The organism is Agromyces sp. CF514 (assembly GCF_900113185.1).
Taxonomy (GTDB): Bacteria; Actinomycetota; Actinomycetes; order Actinomycetales; family Microbacteriaceae; genus Agromyces.
This window is the reverse complement of record NZ_FOZD01000001.1, coordinates 2622151-2638763: the sequence shown is the minus strand read 5'-3', so window position 1 is coordinate 2638763 and position 16613 is coordinate 2622151. Positions and strand designations below refer to the sequence as shown.

The 16613-nt window shown below is 67.9% G+C and carries 11 protein-coding genes; 5 read left to right on the top strand and 6 right to left on the bottom strand.

Annotated elements, in window-relative coordinates:
• Nucleotides 1-1004 precede the first annotated feature (1004 nt).
• From BM342_RS11790 to BM342_RS11775, 4 genes are all read right to left on the bottom strand, one after another.
• Nucleotides 1005-3572, bottom strand: a complete 2568-nt coding sequence (locus BM342_RS11790) for an alpha-L-rhamnosidase (protein ID WP_092965924.1) — start codon at nucleotides 3570-3572, stop codon at nucleotides 1005-1007.
• Nucleotides 3569-6082 carry a glycoside hydrolase family 3 N-terminal domain-containing protein gene (locus BM342_RS11785; protein WP_092965922.1) on the bottom strand — a complete coding sequence of 838 codons (2514 nt, stop codon included), beginning with the start codon at nucleotides 6080-6082 and terminating at the stop codon, nucleotides 3569-3571. Before BM342_RS11785 ends, BM342_RS11790 begins: the two co-directional genes overlap by 4 nt.
• Nucleotide 6083: 1 nt before the next feature.
• Entirely contained in the window at nucleotides 6084-7361 is a 1278-nt protein-coding gene (locus tag BM342_RS11780; protein WP_092965920.1) for an MFS transporter, read from the bottom strand.
• A gap of 330 nt (nucleotides 7362-7691) precedes the next feature.
• Nucleotides 7692-8681, bottom strand: coding sequence for a LacI family DNA-binding transcriptional regulator (locus BM342_RS11775; RefSeq protein WP_092966832.1), 990 nt, complete (start codon nucleotides 8679-8681; stop codon nucleotides 7692-7694).
• Nucleotides 8682-8778: 97 nt separating this feature from the next.
• Between BM342_RS11775 and BM342_RS11770 the strand changes: the two genes are divergently transcribed.
• The 3 genes from BM342_RS11770 to BM342_RS11760 are packed head-to-tail and all read left to right on the top strand — an operon-like array spanning nucleotide 8779 to nucleotide 12649.
• Entirely contained in the window at nucleotides 8779-10257 is a 1479-nt protein-coding gene (locus BM342_RS11770) for a family 43 glycosylhydrolase (protein WP_092965918.1), read from the top strand.
• The gene (locus BM342_RS11765) at nucleotides 10254-11207 is read left to right on the top strand and encodes an alpha/beta hydrolase fold domain-containing protein (RefSeq protein ID WP_092965916.1); all 954 of its coding nucleotides are present in this window, start codon (nucleotides 10254-10256) and stop codon (nucleotides 11205-11207) included. The genes BM342_RS11770 and BM342_RS11765 overlap by 4 nt, the downstream gene beginning before the upstream one ends.
• On the top strand, nucleotides 11204-12649 hold the full coding sequence (locus BM342_RS11760) for an NAD-dependent epimerase/dehydratase family protein (RefSeq protein ID WP_092965914.1): 1446 nt from the start codon (nucleotides 11204-11206) through the stop codon (nucleotides 12647-12649). Before BM342_RS11765 ends, BM342_RS11760 begins: the two co-directional genes overlap by 4 nt.
• 615 nt (nucleotides 12650-13264) lie before the next feature.
• Here BM342_RS11760 and BM342_RS11755 read toward each other — a convergent pair.
• Both BM342_RS11755 and BM342_RS11750 read right to left on the bottom strand, forming a co-directional pair.
• A complete protein-coding gene (locus tag BM342_RS11755; RefSeq protein ID WP_143109849.1) occupies nucleotides 13265-13828 on the bottom strand; it encodes a hypothetical protein in 564 nt (187 codons plus the stop codon).
• A 422-nt stretch (nucleotides 13829-14250) separates the two neighbouring features.
• On the bottom strand, nucleotides 14251-14613 hold the full coding sequence (locus tag BM342_RS11750; protein ID WP_092965910.1) for an ArsR/SmtB family transcription factor: 363 nt from the start codon (nucleotides 14611-14613) through the stop codon (nucleotides 14251-14253).
• An 87-nt stretch (nucleotides 14614-14700) separates the two neighbouring features.
• Here BM342_RS11750 and BM342_RS11745 point away from each other — a divergent pair, with 87 nt between their 5' ends.
• Entirely contained in the window at nucleotides 14701-16053 is a 1353-nt protein-coding gene (locus tag BM342_RS11745) for an NAD(P)-binding domain-containing protein (RefSeq protein ID WP_092965908.1), read from the top strand.
• On the top strand, nucleotides 16050-16580 hold the full coding sequence (locus tag BM342_RS11740) for a GNAT family N-acetyltransferase (RefSeq protein ID WP_177232144.1): 531 nt from the start codon (nucleotides 16050-16052) through the stop codon (nucleotides 16578-16580). The genes BM342_RS11745 and BM342_RS11740 overlap by 4 nt, the downstream gene beginning before the upstream one ends.
• The last annotated feature ends 33 nt before the right edge of the window (nucleotides 16581-16613 follow it).

The window sequence follows — 16613 nt, the reverse complement described above, 5'->3', positions numbered from 1 at the left end:
ACCCATCGACGGCGAGTCGATTCTTCCCCAGGACGTGCCAGATTTTCGAACGCAAGCTAGGCACGATCCATGGCCGACTGATGCCGGCCACCCGGAGTTGCCATTGGGAGTCTCGCCGACAGGTTGAATTCTGGCGCGAAATTCAGGTTCGAGTCCACGTATAGGGTGCGGGACTTGATGCGTCAACGTTTATCCAACGTTTATTCGATCCGAGCCTGGTCGAGAAGCTTCGAGGCATCCTGGGTAATCTGGAGTCGTAGTTTCAGGATCGGCGAGAAATCCCCGGTCATGTCGAGATCGATCGAGCCGTAGCCGAGATTCCGAGGCAGGCCAAACGAGCCTGGGCGAGTCCATCGGTCACGGGTTCAAGTCCCGTCCGCCTACTCGTCAGATTAAGCCTTTGATCAGGGGTTTCTCTATTTGTGCCGTCGCGGGCATGCGCTTAGATGAACTAGATCAAGGTTTCAGAACATTGCCCTGATCAGGTTTTTTGACTGGGACTTGAACCCAAGTCCAGAAGATTCTCGCATCAAGTCCCGTCCGTTCGAATTCACCATTCGATCTGGGGTTTCTCAGCATCGTATTGACCGCTTCGCGCGCGTCAACGTTTATCCAACGTTTATTCGGTGCACGCCACACGGAACTACTCGGTGAGTACACCGTCCGCTGCTCGCGCGAAACCCCCGACTAGGGCAACTAACGAACCCAGTGATGACCGGAGCGTGGATTGGCTGCTTCGATGACTGCCGGCGGGACTCGCCCCGACTCACGGCGCGCGCGACGTCGGGCAGCAAGCGGAATCGGGCCCAACCGCGGCGCGCACTTATGTTCCACCTTCAGGCACGTGCGTGCCACCTTCCGTCGATCCGCCGGACCAGAGCGCACGCCCACGGTCCATCCACCCTTCACGGCGCGGAAACGCTCACGGCTGCTCGCTGCCGTGAGCACCCCTCATCATCGAGACCGTGAGGGCGATTTCCTGTGCTCGGGTCTGCGCGCGCTGCTCAGTGCCGCCCGACGGGGACCGGCTGGCGCGCCGGGACGGTGCAACCGAACTCGTGCGCCCCACTAGTGACCTCGTGCGTCGACCCGTCGGGCAGCACGACCGTGCAGGTCGTCGAGACCGGAACCTCGACGCGCAGCGCGAAGGCGTCGCCGTCACGGGTCCACGAGGACGATGCGCGGCCGTACGGCGTCTCGACGATGCCCTCGGCCGAGGTGAGTCCGCCGCCCATGAGCGGTGCGACGTGGAAGCTGCGGTATCCGCCTGAAGTCGGCTCGATGCCCGCGATGCGGGTGTAGAGCCAATCGCCGACCGCGCCGGCGGCGTAGTGGTTGAACGAGACCATACCGCCGGTGTCCTTGCCGGTATTTAGGTCGATGGTGTTGACGGTGCCGTCGGGGCGCAGGGCGTCCCATCGTTCCCAGATCGTCGTGCCGCCAGCATCCACCATGTAGAGCCAGGAGGGAGGACCGGTCTGCAGCAGCAGGTCGAACGCTTCGTCGATGCGGCCGTGGTCGGAGAGGGCGAACAGGATGTAGGGCGTGCCCGGGAACCCGGTCGCGAGATGGCCGCCGTTGCCCTCGATGAGGCGCACGAGGTTGGTCGCCATCGCCTCGGTCTCGGCGCCCACGGTCATGCCGAAGTACAGCGGCAGCACGTAGGCGGTCTGGAAGTCGCCCTTGCCGGTGAGCGTGCCCGCGCCGTCGGTGAAGACGTTGCGGTAGGCGCGGATCGTGTCCTCGCGCAGGGCCCGATAGCGAGCCGCGTCGGCATGCTCACCGAGGAGGTCGGCGATCTCGGCGACGATGCCGCAGGAGTTTGCGAACGCGGCGGTGCCGATCCACTTGCCCTTCTGGATCCACTCCTTGGCCGACCCGTCGGGCGAGGTCCAGTCGCCGAAGTGGAACGGAAACTGCCAGATGTGTCGGTGGTCGCCGATCGAGAGCAGGCCCGACCACCAGTCGGCGGCCTGGAGGAACTTCCGCATCATCGGGTACGTGCGCCGCAGCAGCCCGAGGTCGCCGCGCGCACGATACTCGGCCCAGGGTGCGAGGACGCACGCGTCGCCCCAGAACGACGTGGCCATGATCGGGAAGCCGTTGCCGGAACGAGGGACGACCATCGGGATGCCGCCGCCGCGGGCCTGCTCGGCCGCCATGTCGCGCAGCCACTTGTCGACGAAGCGGCCCATGTCGAAGTTGTAGCTCGCGGTCGTGGCGAAGACGGCGTAGTCGCCCGTCCATCCCTCGCGCTCGTCGCGCTGGGGGCAGTCGGTCGGGATGTCGACGAAGTTCGAGCGGCCGCCCCACTCGATCGCGGATTGCAGTTTGTTCAGCCGCTCGTTCGACGAGGTGAAGGTGCCGGTGCGGTGCAGGTCGCTGTGCAGCACGAGCGCGGTGAGCTCGAGGTCGTCGGGGTCGATGCCCGTCACGCCGACGTATCGGAAGCCCATGTACGTCAGTCGGGGCGAGTACACCTGCGAACCGTCGACGCACGTGTAGGTCGCGGTGGCCTTCGCGGTGCGGAGCGACTTCACGAACAGCTCGCCGTCGACGAGCACCTCGGCGTGGCGGAACACGACGGTCTGCCCGTCGCGCCCGAGCAGGCGCGCGTGGATGACGCCGGCGAAGTTCTGCCCGAAGTCGTAGACGACCTCGCCGCTCGGCGCGACCGTGCGCGAGACCGGTTCGAACGTCCGCTGCACGCGCACGGAGGGGCCGTACTGCGCGAGCAGCTTCGGCGTGCCGCGCGGAGCGGTCACGTCGGCCGTCTTCCATGTCATGTCGGCGCCGGTGACGCGTGCGTCGACGGTCTCGCCGTCGTACCACTCGGCCATGCGTACCGGGCCGTCGGTCGAGACCTCCCAGTTCGGTCCGGTCGCGATCACGTCGCCCGTGCCGTCGGCGTACTCGATGTGCAGTTCGGCGAGCAGGGCCTGCCGGTCGGCGTCGATCTTGTTCTTGCGCGCGAAGGTGTACGAGCCGACCGCCCAGCCCCCGGCAACGGTGGCGGCGAGCTCGTTCGAGGATCCGAGTCGGTCGGTGACGTCGTAGGTCTGCACCTGGATCTGGTGCGCGTACGACGTGAATCCGGGGGCGAAGTACTGGTCGCCGACTTTGGTGCCGTTCAGCTCGAGCTCGTAGACACCGAGCGCGGTGGCCTCGATCCATGCGCGCCGCACGGGTTTCGCGGCCGCGAAGCGGGTGCGGAACACCATCGGCACCGGGGAGGCATTCTTCGGTGTACGGTACGCGGCATCCGTGATCCAGCGCGCCACCCAGGGGCGGTCGAGCCGGGCTGTGCGGAAGGATGCCTCCGCAGTCGCGACCGCGCCGCTCGTACCCGTCGCGGTGACCTCGACGCGGTAGTCGGTGTAGGGCGCGAGCGGGCCGTCGTAGCTGATGCCGACCTGGTCGGACGTCTCGACCGACCAGTCGCCGACGCGGACGGTCGCCGTCGCGAGGGCTTCGCCCGCGACATCCGACGCGAGCGCGAAGGCGAACACGGGTGCTTCGTCGGTGATGCAATCCGACTCGAGGCCGTCGACGGTGAGGCGGGTGATCTTCATCGGGTCTCCTGGTCGGTGCGAGCGGTCGCGGTGCGTGGCGTCGAGGGACGGGCGAGCATGCGCCGGATGCCGCGGATCCGGTGCCCGTTGTCGAGATCGGCGAGCGCCTGCGCGATGTGATGGGCGAAGCCCCCCGAGGAGGCCATGGCCATCGCCCGCAGCGACATCGACGGCATCATGCGCGCGACGAAGTTGGAGCTCTTCACCTTCGCGTCACGCTCGAGCGAGTCGGGCAGCGCGAGCGCCGAGTCGAGGTCCTTCTGCACACGCCCCACGACGGTGCGGAGGAAGACGCGGCCGAGCCAGGTGCCCTGCGCATCGCCGAGTCGGGTCTCCATGCCGAGCCGGCCGGTCGACGTGGGCGACGGCACCGGCCGCCCCAGGAGGTCGGCGAACTCGGCGGGCACGCCCGTCGGAGGAGTCGCGTACGCACGGTCGACGGCGGGGGAATACGGCGAGCGCGATTCCCGTCCTTGCGTGACGGTGAGGGGGGCGGTGAGGCGGATGTCCGCGGCCGATGCCGCGGCGATCACCTCGTAGTCGCCGTTCTCGAGCACCCAGTCGTGCTCGGCGACATCCCAGTACGAGAGGTCGGCGAGGGCGAAGGCGAGGTCGACGCGCTCGGCTGCTCCGGCCGCAATGCGCAGCTTGGCGAACGCGCGCAGTTCCTTGTCGGCCTTGAACACGCGGCCTCGGTTGTTGCGCACGTACAGCTGCACGACCTCGGCACCGTCGCGGGTGCCGGTGTTCTCGATCGTGAGGCTCGCGCGCACCTGATCGCCGTCGAGCTGTACGTCGAGGTCGCGGTAGACGAAGGACGTGTACGAGAGGCCGTGCCCGAACGCGTGCGCGAGGTCGGTGCCGGTGGCGTCGTGGGAGCGGTAGCCGACGTAGATCGACTCTGCATACCGGGCGACCTCGCTCGTGTTGTAGTCGAGCGCGCTCTGGTCGGCGGCGCTGCGCGGCCAACTCTCGGTGAGCTTGCCCGACGGGTTCGCCTCGCCGAGCAGCAGTCGTGCGGCCGCTTCGCCGCCGTGCATGCCGGGAAGCGAGAGCAGCAGCACGGCCGCCAGTTCGCCGGCGCGCGGGATCTCGATGGGTGCACCCGCGGAAACGACGAACACCACCTTCGCGCCGGTGCCGACGAGCCGCTCGAGCAGGCGCACCTGGGCTGGCGCGATCGCCATCGTCGTGCGGTCGAAGCCCTCGCTCTCCTCGAGATCGCCCAGTCCGCCGAAGAAGAGCACGGTGTCGGCGTACGCCGCGGCTGCGAGCGCTTCGCGTTCGAGATCGGCATCGGGGGTAAGGTCGAGGCTGCGGTAGCCGCGCGCATACGAGTAGCGGATGCCCCGACGGTCGAACGCGTCCTTCGGGGAGGTGGTCTCGGGCGGGCTGATGAGCGACGAGCCGGCACCCTGGTACCGCATGCGCTCGAACTGCTCGCCGACGACGAGCAGGCCGCCCGCGGCATCCGCCCTCTGGTTCTGCTGGGGGATCGCGTCGATCGGCAGCGTGCCGTCGTTCGCGAGCAGCACCGCCCCCTCGACGGCGACGCGCGTCGCGAGCTCGGCGTGGGCTTGCGGGTCGACCGGCCCAGCGGGATGGATGAGGCCGTGCGAACACTGCTGGACGAGCTCGAGCACGCGGGTCACGGCCTGATCGAGCAGCTCCGTGGGCAGGCTGCCGTCCTGCGCGGCGGCGACGATCGAGGCGCGGTTGTGTGCGACCTGCCCGGGCATGTCGAGGTCGCAGCCCGCGATGATGCCTGCGACGCGATCGTTGGTCGCACCCCAATCGGTCATGACGAGCCCGTCGAAGCCCCACTCCTCGCGCAGGATGCCGGTCAGCAGGTCGCGGTCGTCGGAGCAGAACGTGCCGTTGAGCTTGTTGTAAGCGCACATGACCGTCGCCGGCGCTGCCTCCTTCACGATGCGCTCGAACGCGCGCAGGTACAGCTCGCGCAACGCGCGCTCGTCGACGACGCTGTCGCCGACGAAGCGGTAGTCCTCGTTCGAGTTCGCGGCGAAGTGCTTGACGCTCGTCGCGACCCCTTCGGACTGCACGCCCTGCACGAACGCGCTGCCGAACACGCCGGAGACGAGCGGGTCCTCGGAGAAGTACTCGAAGTTGCGCCCGCAGAGCGGGCTCCGCATGAGGTTGACGCCGGGCGCGAGCAGCACGTCGACGCCGAGCGCTGCGCTCTCGCGGCCGATCGCCGCGGCGACGGCGTACGCGAGTTCGGGATCCCACGTCTTCGCGAGCGTCGTCGAGGTCGGGAACGCCGTCGAGGGCTCGGCTTCGGCCAGGCCGAACGCGCCGAGGTTCTGCCGCACCTTCCGCACGCCGTGCGGCCCGTCGGTGAGGAACAGTCGGCGGATGCCGAGGCGTTCGACGCCGTTCGTGTTCCAGGCGTCGACGCCCTCGAGCAGCAGCGCCTTCTCGTCGAGCGTGAATTGGGCGACGATGTCGGCGGCGGGCCGCGCGGTGACGGTCGGTGCGGGGGTGGTCATGTCAGCGGATACCTCGGACGAAGAATGTGGTGAAGCCCGTGCCGAGCGCGATGACAGCGCCGGCCAGGAAGAGTGCGGTGTAGTTGCCCCCGGCGGGATCACCGAGCAGCAGGAGTGCGGAGCCGATCAGCGGGGCGATCGCGCTCGGCAGTGTGGCGGCGATGTTGTAGATGGCCATCCATCGGCCGGCCTGCTCGCGGTCGGGCACGAGGTCGCTGGCCATCGCGACGTCAGAGGCGCCGAACATGCCGGCGGCACCGAGCACGAACAGTACCGCGGCGAAGAACAGGCCAAAGCCGTCTGCGAACGCCATGAGGGTGAGACCGATCGCGGTGAGCGCCACCGAGCCGATGACGAACGGCTTGCGTCGGCGGAGCTTGTCCGACACGATCCCCGTGAACATGGCGAAGGACATCGTGACGAGGATTCCGATGCCGCCGACGAGCGCAAGTTTCTGGCCCGCCTCCTCAGCGGTGAATCCGAGGCGGTCCGAGAGGTAGTAGAGCTGGTAGGTGGTGAGGAAGGCGAGTGCCGTCTGCATGAGCAGCTTGCCGAGCCAGACGAGCGAGAAGTCGGGGTGCTTCCGAGGGTTGAACACGAGTGATGCGAACGTCTCTCGGATGCCGACGTGCTCTGCGGGAGCGACGGAGTCGGGGAACTTGAGCGAGTAGATGAGTGCGAAGACCGCGAGCACGACGACGGGCAATGCGAACAGGAGGACGAGGTTGCCGGTGAGCATGCCGCCGATCGTGTACCCCATGACGCCTCCGAGCTGGGTGGCGACGCCGCCGATGGCGGCTGCGGTGCCGCGCTGGGCCTCCGGCACACGTTCGGCGACGATCGGGGCGGTGGCGGCGGTGGTGCCTGCGCCGCCGACGCAGACGACGACCCACGCGCCAATCAGCAGCGGCACCGACGGTGCGATCGCGACGAGAATCGAGCCGACGAGTGCGACCACGATGCCGCCGAACAGCCACGGGCGGCGTCGACCCCAGCGAGAGGTGGTGTGGTCGCTCAGCACGCCGGCGACCGGACCGACGACGATCGAGACGATGGCGCCGACCGTGGCCACGATGCCGAGCGTGAGGGCCTTGTCGTCGGGTGCGAGGAGCTGGATCTTGTACGGGAGGCTGAACAGCGCCGGCATCATGACGAGCAGGAACTGCCCGAAGATCATGAGGCCGTAGAGCGTGTAGAAGAGCCCGTTGACCTTCTGGGGTGCGTCGGCGGCTGGGGCGGTGGGTTCGACGACGGTCTGCGTCTCGTCGGTGGGGGCCATGGGGACTCCGATGTCTCTCAAGGGTTCGCGCTAGCGCGCGCTAATTGCCAGCGTACGCGGCATCACTAGCGCGCGCAAGTGACCGCCCGGGAAAGTACCTGTTTGCGGCCCGCGCACACTGCCGAGCTCGGGGTGCGGGTCCACTCGGCGTCCGCTCATCGTGCGCCAGTACGAGGAGGTCGCGATCAGGCCTTCGAGGTCGATGACGCCGCGTACAGCAGCAGTCGCATGAGTGACTCGATGTCGTCGTTCTCGAGGCCGCCGGCGATGTCGGTCAGCCTGACCGATCGGTGCCGACCGGTCACCCACTCTGCCGCTGGACCGGCCGCGTCACGTGGTCTCGCGGGCGATGATCTCGCTCGTGGCGCGCGGTCGGTCGGTTGGCACCGGTGCGCCGTCGGCGGCGTTCAGCGCCATCTGGGCGAAGAAGCGGCCGAGGCCCGCGATGTCGATGCGCACCGTCGTGAGGGAGGGCACGATCAGGCTCGCGACCGGCGTGTCGTCGTGACCGACGATCCCGACTCGACCCGGTATGTCGATACCGGACCGGAGTGCTGCACCCAGCAACCAGGCGGCGACGTCGTCGTTGTACGCGACGATGGCGTCGGCGCCGGCTTCGAGGAACTCGTGCAGGCGCTCGGTCGCGCTCGCGGCGTCGAGATCGGCGGAGGCCACGAGCTCGATGCCCGGGGTGCGTTCGATCTCGGCCCGCGCGATCGAGCGGCGGAGCTCCCGCAGATCGGCCAGACGCGGATCGGATGGCCCGGCGAGCGCCAACCGGGTGCGGCCGCGTTCGACGAGGTGGCGCACTTGCTGGGCGGGGCCGTCGCTCAGGTCGTCGAGCGCGGTGCCGTCTTCGAGCGGGATATCGGGCACGATGTGCTCCACGCCCGCGGCACGGAATCGTGCGATCTGCTCACGTGTGAACGGCGTGAGGCCCATCACGACGTCGGGGTTCAGCGTCTCCCACAACGGCTGAGCCTTGCCGCCGGCGTGGGGCGTCATGGTGACCAGCGAGTACCCTGCTTCGTCGAGTGCGAGGGAGGCCTCGTCGAGGTTCGTGCGCAGGTTGTGGTCGAGCGGCCAGTCGGGCATCACGAGTAGCACGATCCGGCTGCGGCCGCTCGCGAGTGCGCGTGCGGCGTTGTTCGCGCGGTAGCCGAGCCGCCTGGCCTCGGCGATCACGCGGTCGCGCGTGGCGTCGGAGATCTTCTGGCCGGGTGTGTCGTTGAGTACGAAGCCGACCGTCGCGCGCGAGATGCCGAGCGATCTGGCGACATCTGCTGCGGTGACCCGCTTGGCGGTGGTGGTGGTGGGCACGGAGGCGACTCCCGTCTTGACTTGCACGCGCTAGTCAATTCAACGTAGCATCGAACTCAAAACTAGCGCGCGCTAGTTTCTGTGACGAAGGAGTCCGATGACCGCCGACCGCGACCACGGTGCGAACCCTTACCTGCCCGAAGGCGTCTACATCCCCGACGGAGAGGTGCACGTATTCGGCGATCGCGCCTACCTGCTCGGCAGTCAGGACCGCTTCGGTGGCCCGCTGTTCTGCATGGAGGACTACGAGGTGTGGTCGGCGCCCGTCGGAGACCTCACCGAGTGGACGCGCCACGGCGTGGCATACCGCAAGGAGCAGGATCCCTACAACGACGGTTCCCACCCGAATCCGTCGAACGACGCCGAAGGCGGCATGCACGATCTCTACGCCCCTGACTTCTGCCGAGGGCTCGATGGACGCTACTACCTCTACTACTGCCTCGCCGAGATCTCACGCGTCGGAGTCGCGGTGGCCGACGAACCGATCGGCCCCTACGAGTTCCTCGACTACGTGCGCGACGCGTCCGGGGCCATCGTCGGGGAGCGCCCCGGCGATCTCTTCCAGTTCGACCCGGCGGTGCTCGTCGACGAGGGCCGGGTGTATCTCTACACCGGGTGCGGGCCGATGAACCGCGCGCAGCGCTGGTTCCAACCGTCTGCCGAACGACACTCCATGGTCACAGAGGTCGCGGCAGACATGATCACCGCGATCGGGGACCCGCACCGACTCATCCCGAACATCTTCGACAGCCTCGGAACCGGATTCGAGGGGCACGAGCTGTTCGAGGCATCGTCGATCCGCCGCGTCGGCGATGCCTACTGCCTCGTCTACTCTGACGTGCACCTCCACAATCTCGTGCACGCGACCGCCGATCACCCCATGGGCCCGTTCACCTATCGCGGGGTCCTCGTCTCGAACGGTGATTTCGGTCTCGACGGGCGGAGCGGCCTCCTCGGCGGATCGATGCCCTACGGGAACAACCACGGCTGCGTCGAGCAGATCGACGGCCGCTGGTACGTCTTCTCGCACCGGCACACCGACGGCAGGCAGGCCTCACGTCAAGCCTGGGGCGAGCCCATCGACCTCCTGTCCGACGGTTCGTTCGCGCGCGTCAGGCTCTCGAGTTCCGGGCTTCGAGGCGCGCCGCTTCCGGGTGTCGGTCGCTACAGCGCCCGCATCGCGAGCAGGCTCACCGCCTGGTGGGGCGGCAGCACCTTCTCGATGCTCAGGGAACGGCTGCAGCCGCGACTCACTCAAGAGGAGGGGCCGGACGGCCCCCGCCAGTACATCGACGGGTTGACGAGCGGGTCGACGGTCGGATTCCGCAGCTTCACCGAGCTCGGGTCGGCCCTGAGCGTCGCGTACCGAGGCACCGCACGCGGGCGGATCGACGTCACCTCGCGCGGAGGCGACCTGCTCGCCCGTATCCCGGTTGCACCGTCAGAGCACTGGATCGACAGTGCACCGCAGGTGATCGATCAGCCGAGCGGGGAGGTCGAGCTCGAATTCACCTTCCGAGGCCGAGGCCGGTTGGCTTTCGTCGCCTTCGAGCTGACGGGAGAACCGGGTTCATGATCGAGCGAACCGAAGATCATCTCGGTGCCTACCGACGAGTCCGCACGGGCCGCGGCCGCGCGCGACGACCGTTCGTCGACACAGCCGGACTCGATATCCGCCACGACACCGTCGACGGCAGTACCGGCGCGGTTCCGGTCCGCCGCTACCGCACGTCAGGCGTTGGCGAGGGCTCGGTCGCCCCGACTGTCGTCTGGGTGCACGGCGGGGCGTTCTCGCACGGCGGCCTCGACCAACTGGAGTCGCATGCCGTGGCGGTCGCGCTTGCACGCGGAGGAGTCGACGTGGTCGCGGTCGACTATCGGCGAGTGCCACCGTGGAATCCGTTCCGCGACGCCGGCCCGGCGCCGCTTGCCGGCATCCGCTACCCGCTCCCACTCGACGACGTCGCCGCGTCGTTCGAGGCGGTCCTCGCCGCTGTCGATGCGGCCGGCGGCGCGGTGTTCCTCGGCGGCGCGAGCGCTGGTGCATGCCTCAGCGCCGCGGCATCCCTTCGCGCTGTCCGAACCGGCCGACGCGTGCCTGCCGGCCTCCTGCTCGCCTACGGCACCTATCATGCCGAACTCCCCCCGATCACGTCGGAGTTGCGCTCCCGAATCCGCGGCCGCCACAGCCTCGTGCAATTCCGTCCCGCGACCGTGCGCCGCATGAACCGCAACTACGCCGGAACCGTTGAGGCCGTCCGTGACCCTTTCGCGTTCCCCGGCGGGCACGATCTCACCGGAATGCCGCCCGTGCTGATGCTCGACGCCGACCGAGACTCGCTACGGGCATCCGGCGACGCGTTCGCCGATGGACTCGCCGCCGCGGGCGTACCGGTCGAGCGGCACGTGATCGCCGGATCGACCCACGGATTCCTCGACCGACCAAGAACCGACGGCTTCGACGAGGGCATCGACCGAATGCGAGCCTGGCTCGCCCGACCCACCGAACGGACCGACTCCGCATGACGACCTTCAGACGAACCGCACTGCTCACCGGCGCCACCGGCAACTGGGGTCGCGCGACCCTGCGCGAGTTCCGCGCGCACCCCCAGGTGCGGGTGCGCGCCTTCGCGCAGCCGACCGCACGCGATCGGGTGGTGCTCGCCGAGTTCGCCGACATGCCGAACCTCGAGGTCTTCTGGGGCGACCTCACCAGATACGAGGATGTCTCGCGCGCGATCGACGGCGTCGACATCGTGCTGCACGTGGGGGCCGTCGTCTCACCCCTCGCCGACGAACGGCCGAAGCTCGCCCAACGTGTCAACATCGGGTCGATGCAGCACCTCATTCGTGCGGTTCGCGCTCTCCCCGACCCATCGTCGGTCGCGATCGTCGGCATCGGCTCGGTCGCCGAGACAGGCGACCGGCAAGCGCCCGTGCACTGGGGCCGCATCGGCGACCCGATCCGCGTGTCGCAGTTCGACGAGTACGGCCAGACCAAGGTCGTCGCCGAGCGATTGCTCGTCGACTCGGGCCTGCCGAAATGGGCATGGCTACGTCAGACCGGCATCTTCCACCCCGGCATGCTCGAGATCCGCGACCCGATCATGAGCCACTCGCCGTTCCACGGCGTCATGGAATGGGTGTCGGCCGAGGACTCGGCGCGCCTCCTCGCCCGCATCGCCGACGGCGACGCGCCCGACGAACTCTGGGGCGGCATCTACAACATCGGCGGCGGCGAAGGCTGGCGGCTCACGAACTGGGAGCTGCAGCTCGCGATCGGCGGCGCCATGGGCGTGCGCGACGTGCGCGCCTGGTACGACCGCAACTGGTTCGCGACCCGCAACTTCCATGGGCACTGGTACACCGACAGCGACCGGCTGGAGGAACTCGTGCCGTTCCGCGAGGACACCTTCGATGTCGCGCTCGCCCGTGCGATGGCGGCGGCGCCCGCCTCCGTGCGCTCCGCGGGCAAAGTGCCCGCGTGGATCGTGAAGCACCTCGTCATGAAGCCGCTCACCCGCAAGCCGCGCGGCACGATGCACGCTGTGCGCAACGGTCTCGACGACGAGATTCGGGCCCACTTCGGCTCGATGGAGGCGTGGCAGGCCATCGAGGGCTGGTCGAGGTTCGAACCACCCGCACCCTCCAAGGTGCCGATGTCGCTCGATCACGGCTACGATGCGGCCATTTCGCCGGATGCCTGGGACGCCGACGTGTATCGCGATGTCGCCGGATTCCGCGGGGGAGAGCTCCTGAGCGCCGGCGTCGAACGCGGCCGTCCGGCCACACCGCTCGTCTGGCGATGCGCCGTCGGCCACACGTTCGCCGGTAGCCCGCGCCTCGTCCTCACCGCTGGACATTGGTGCCCGGACTGCGTACGCGACAGCGCGGCGTACGAGGTGCAGGCCGAGCGGAACCCGTTCCTCGCGCAGCTGTACTCCGGCGTGGGAACAGCCGTCATGTGATCGTGCGCGGGTGTTGAGTCGGCATCAGACTTGATGGGTCAACGTTTATCCAACGTTTATTCGATCCGAGCCCGGTCGAGATGCTCCGAGGCATCCCGAGTAGTCTTGAAGCCACAGTTTCAGGATCGGCGAGAAATCCCCGGTCATGTCGAGATCGGTCGAGGAATCGCCGCGACTCGGACGTCGGGGGAGTTGACCCGGGTGAGTCCATCGGTCACGGGTTCAAGTCCCGTCCGCCCTACTCGCCTTGTATTTCCCCGATCAGGCTTTTCTCCTTGTTCCGCCGATCGCATGCGTTCACGAACGCGTGATTGCACATTGCCGTATATCGCTCTGAACTGGGGCTCTTCCGCGGACTTGAACCTGAATCCAGTGATTCATGCATCAAGTCCAGGTCGTTTGAATATGCCCTTGATCTGGGGTTTTCAGGATCATTTCTCCTGGCTCTGTCGCGATCACGTGTATCCAACGCTTATTCAGCTGGTGCCACCAGTTCCGATGCGCTCGGCGCCACTTGAGTTTCTGTCTGAACGAAGCCGGAGCGATCCTCTCGGTCAGGCGGCGCGGCAAGCTCGCGGCGCCGCTGCGAACCCATAGCGCTGCGAGCGGCGCGGATCAACGAGACAGCTCAGTCTTCGGGACATGAGACTCCGCGAACCGGTGCCCGCCCCCGTCCTCCCATGACAGCGCCACATTTATGCCGTGCTGCAACCCGGTGTCGTACGTGAAGTAGATCACCTCGGTCTCCTGGCCTGCCGCGAGCTCAGCCGTGACAGCGCGATCGGCGGTGACAGAGAAGTACTCGCTCTTGGTGCCATCCCGATCGATCAGCATCGGCTCGTCCGGGCCGCGTCTCGGCGAGAGCCTTTCGCCGAGATAGATCCGGGTCGCGGGAGCAGGGCCGAGGTTCACGAGCTTCATCCGAACCTGTTGGGAGCCTCCGTTTGTTCCCCGGGCGAGCACGACCATCTCGGACGGTCTGACGTCGGCCCGGGAAGCGGACGCGAGTGCAAGGTCCCTGGCTTCGACCTCGTCACCGCGACGCGCCTCCTCGATACTGGTGAGCCGGTCGGAGTTCGTCTTCTGGGCACGGTGGGAGAGAAAGGACACCAGGAGTGCGCCGACTGAAACCAGGAACGCGGCAACGGCGACAATGAATCCGGCCCAATCAGCACCCATCGTCCACTCCACCTGTTGCGTCGGATGGGCTCACGGTATCCCCGCCAGACGGCGGCGTCTAGCCGCATCGTTCCGCTGCGCGCCGAAGCTCGCAGGCGCACACGTGAACACGAGGAGATTGAGCGAGGCGCTGACGATGAACAAGACGAGGGTGCCGACGATGGCGCCGAGGGTCATGATCAGTCGGGCCCGCGATCATCGAGCCACCGGCCGACGAGGATGCCGGCTACTGCCGACGCGATGAGCCCGCCAGAGAAGCACAGGGTGATCGCCGCGATTCCCCAGCCGGTCGCGTCGGCAACAACGGGGCGGCGACGATCAGGGCGTAGGAGAGGATGCCCCAACTGATGACCTGACCGATGGAGAGTGCAGCGAGCCGTGCGCCGAGCGGATACCGCGACACAGCCGGCGTCGGGCTGCGGTCAGCGGGACGCGGTGACGTCGAGCAGCCGCGAGAGCTCCCCGAGGGCGCCGGGCAGCAGCTTGTAGTACGCCCACGTGCCGCGCTTGCTGCGTGACAGGAATCCGGCATCCATCAGGATCTTCAGGTGGTGGGACACGGTCGGCTGACTCAAGCCGACTGGCTCGATGAGGTCGCAGACGCATGCCTCGGCTCCCTCGGACGAGGCGACGATGGAGACCAGTCGAAGTCGGGTCGGGTCCGCCAGGGCCTTGAGCTTCTTCGCGAGGCCTTCCGCACGCTCGGCGTCCATGGCTTCGCTGGTCAGCGGCGTGCAGCAGGATGCGGCATCGGGCTGGATCATGGGCAGGAGCGTGGTGGACATGCCACCATCCTATCTAAATATTGACAAACATCGATGAACTGGGCACGATCAATATCGAAGTTCATCGATGCCTAGGAGGCGCACACCATGACGCTGATCGATCTGACCGCCCCGAGCGTGCAGCAGCGCCGGTTCGACACCTTGCCTGTCGCGATCATCGGCGCAGGCCCGGTCGGACTCGCGGCGGCCGCGAACCTCGTCGAGCGGGGCATCGACTTCGTGGTCTACGAGGCCGGCGACCAGGTCGCGTCCAGCATCCGTCAGTGGGGGCATACACGGCTGTTCTCGCCGTGGAAGCACGTCGTCGACCCGGCATCGCGTCGCCTTCTCGAAGCGACCGGCTGGCAACTGCCGGCACCCGAAAGCCTCCCCATGGGCACCGAACTCGTCGAACGCTACCTCGAGCCGCTCGCCGCGCTCGACGAGATCGGAGGGCGCATCCGCACCGGAGTCCAGGTCGAAGCCATCACGAGACAGGGCATGGATCGCACTCGAACCGCACGCCGCGCGTCGACGCCGTTCCTGCTCAGGGCCCGCACGGTCGCCGGCGTCGAGGAGTTCACCGCACGCGCCGTGATCGACACCTCGGGCACCTACGCGCACCCGAACACCCTCGCCTCCTCCGGACTGGACCCGCTCGGCCTCGCCGACGTGGCCGACCGTGTCAGCCATGCCCTCCCCGACGTGCTCGGACGCGAACGCGACCGCTTCGCCGGCCGCCACACCACCGTCGTCGGGGCCGGCCACTCCGCTGCGAACACGCTCCTCGCGCTGGCCGAACTCGCCGAACAGGAACCGGACACACGCATCACCTGGCTGATCCGCAACGCCGGCGCCGTCCGCGTCACCACCTCCGAGGACGACGGACTGGCCGCCCGCGCATCCATCGGCCGCCGCGTCGATGCGCTCGTCGCCGCCGGTCGCATCGCCGTCGTCGACCGGTTCGAGATCGTGCGACTCGGCCGTACCGACGATGGTGTCCGCCTGATCGGTGCGCGACGCGGTGAACCGGTCAAGCACCACACCGACGTCGTCGTCAGCGCCACAGGGTTCCGACCCGACCTGGACATGCTCCGCGAGATCCGCCTCGAACTCGACGAGATCGTCGAAGCACCCAAGCGCCTCGCACCGCTGATCGACCCGAACGTGCACACGTGCGGAACCGTCGAACCCCATGGCTTCGCCGAGCTCACCCACCCAGAACCCGGGTTCTTCCTCGCGGGCATGAAGAGTTACGGTCGTGCGCCGACCTTCCTGCTCGCCACCGGCTACGAGCAGGTGCGTTCCATCACCGCGTGGCTGGCCGGCGACCTCGCCGCGGCGAGCGACGTCGAGCTCGTCCTGCCCGAGACCGGCGTGTGCTCGACGAGTCTCGCTCCCGACGGATCGTCGTGCGGCACGAGTGAGGGCACGAGCGCGGCCTCGAGCTGCTGCTCATGACGAGCATCCGGCCGATGGAACCGTCGGACTGGCCGGCAGTGCACGCGATCTACGCTGCGGGCATCGCCACCGGCAACGCCACCTTCGAGGCGGAGCCGCCGACTTGGCAGGCCTTCGATGCCTCCCGCATCGACGACGTCCGGTTGGTGGCGTCCAGTGGTGACGGGCAGGTGATCGGGTGGGCCGCAGCCTCCTGGGTGTCCGCGCGCGAGGTGTACCGGGGTGTCGTCGAGCACTCGATCTACATCGCCCCCGACGCGCAGGGAACCGGAATCGGACGGCAGCTCCTCACGGCGTTCCTCGAGGCAGCGGACGCGGCCGGGTACTGGACGATCCAATCCTCGATCTTCCCCGAGAACCTGCCCAGCCTCGCCCTCCATGAACGAGCCGGCTTCCGCACCGTCGGCCGCCGGGAACGCATCGCTCGCATGGGCTACGGCCCGCACGCCGGCAGCTGGCGGGACACCATCCTGATCGAGCGTCGCCGGGAAGATGGCGCCGATGTGGGGGAGGCCACGTCGAGCTGACGGGCGATCGCGCCAGCATGCGCCTTAGATAGA

What these genes read in the sequence shown, in the direction of transcription:
- BM342_RS11785 (WP_092965922.1), bottom strand. Translation starts at nt 6,082, where the DNA reads ATGACCACCCCCGCACCGACCGTCACCGCGCGGCCCGCCGCCGACATC.
- BM342_RS11790 (WP_092965924.1), bottom strand. Translation starts at nt 3,572, where the DNA reads ATGAAGATCACCCGCCTCACCGTCGACGGCCTCGAGTCGGATTGCATC.
- BM342_RS11760 (WP_092965914.1), top strand. Translation starts at nt 11,204, where the DNA reads ATGACGACCTTCAGACGAACCGCACTGCTCACCGGCGCCACCGGCAAC.
- BM342_RS11780 (WP_092965920.1), bottom strand. Translation starts at nt 7,361, where the DNA reads ATGGCCCCCACCGACGAGACGCAGACCGTCGTCGAACCCACCGCCCCA.
- BM342_RS11770 (WP_092965918.1), top strand. Translation starts at nt 8,779, where the DNA reads ATGACCGCCGACCGCGACCACGGTGCGAACCCTTACCTGCCCGAAGGC.
- BM342_RS11765 (WP_092965916.1), top strand. Translation starts at nt 10,254, where the DNA reads ATGATCGAGCGAACCGAAGATCATCTCGGTGCCTACCGACGAGTCCGC.
- BM342_RS11750 (WP_092965910.1), bottom strand. Translation starts at nt 14,613, where the DNA reads ATGTCCACCACGCTCCTGCCCATGATCCAGCCCGATGCCGCATCCTGC.
- BM342_RS11755 (WP_143109849.1), bottom strand. Translation starts at nt 13,828, where the DNA reads ATGGGTGCTGATTGGGCCGGATTCATTGTCGCCGTTGCCGCGTTCCTG.
- BM342_RS11745 (WP_092965908.1), top strand. Translation starts at nt 14,701, where the DNA reads ATGACGCTGATCGATCTGACCGCCCCGAGCGTGCAGCAGCGCCGGTTC.
- BM342_RS11740 (WP_177232144.1), top strand. Translation starts at nt 16,050, where the DNA reads ATGACGAGCATCCGGCCGATGGAACCGTCGGACTGGCCGGCAGTGCAC.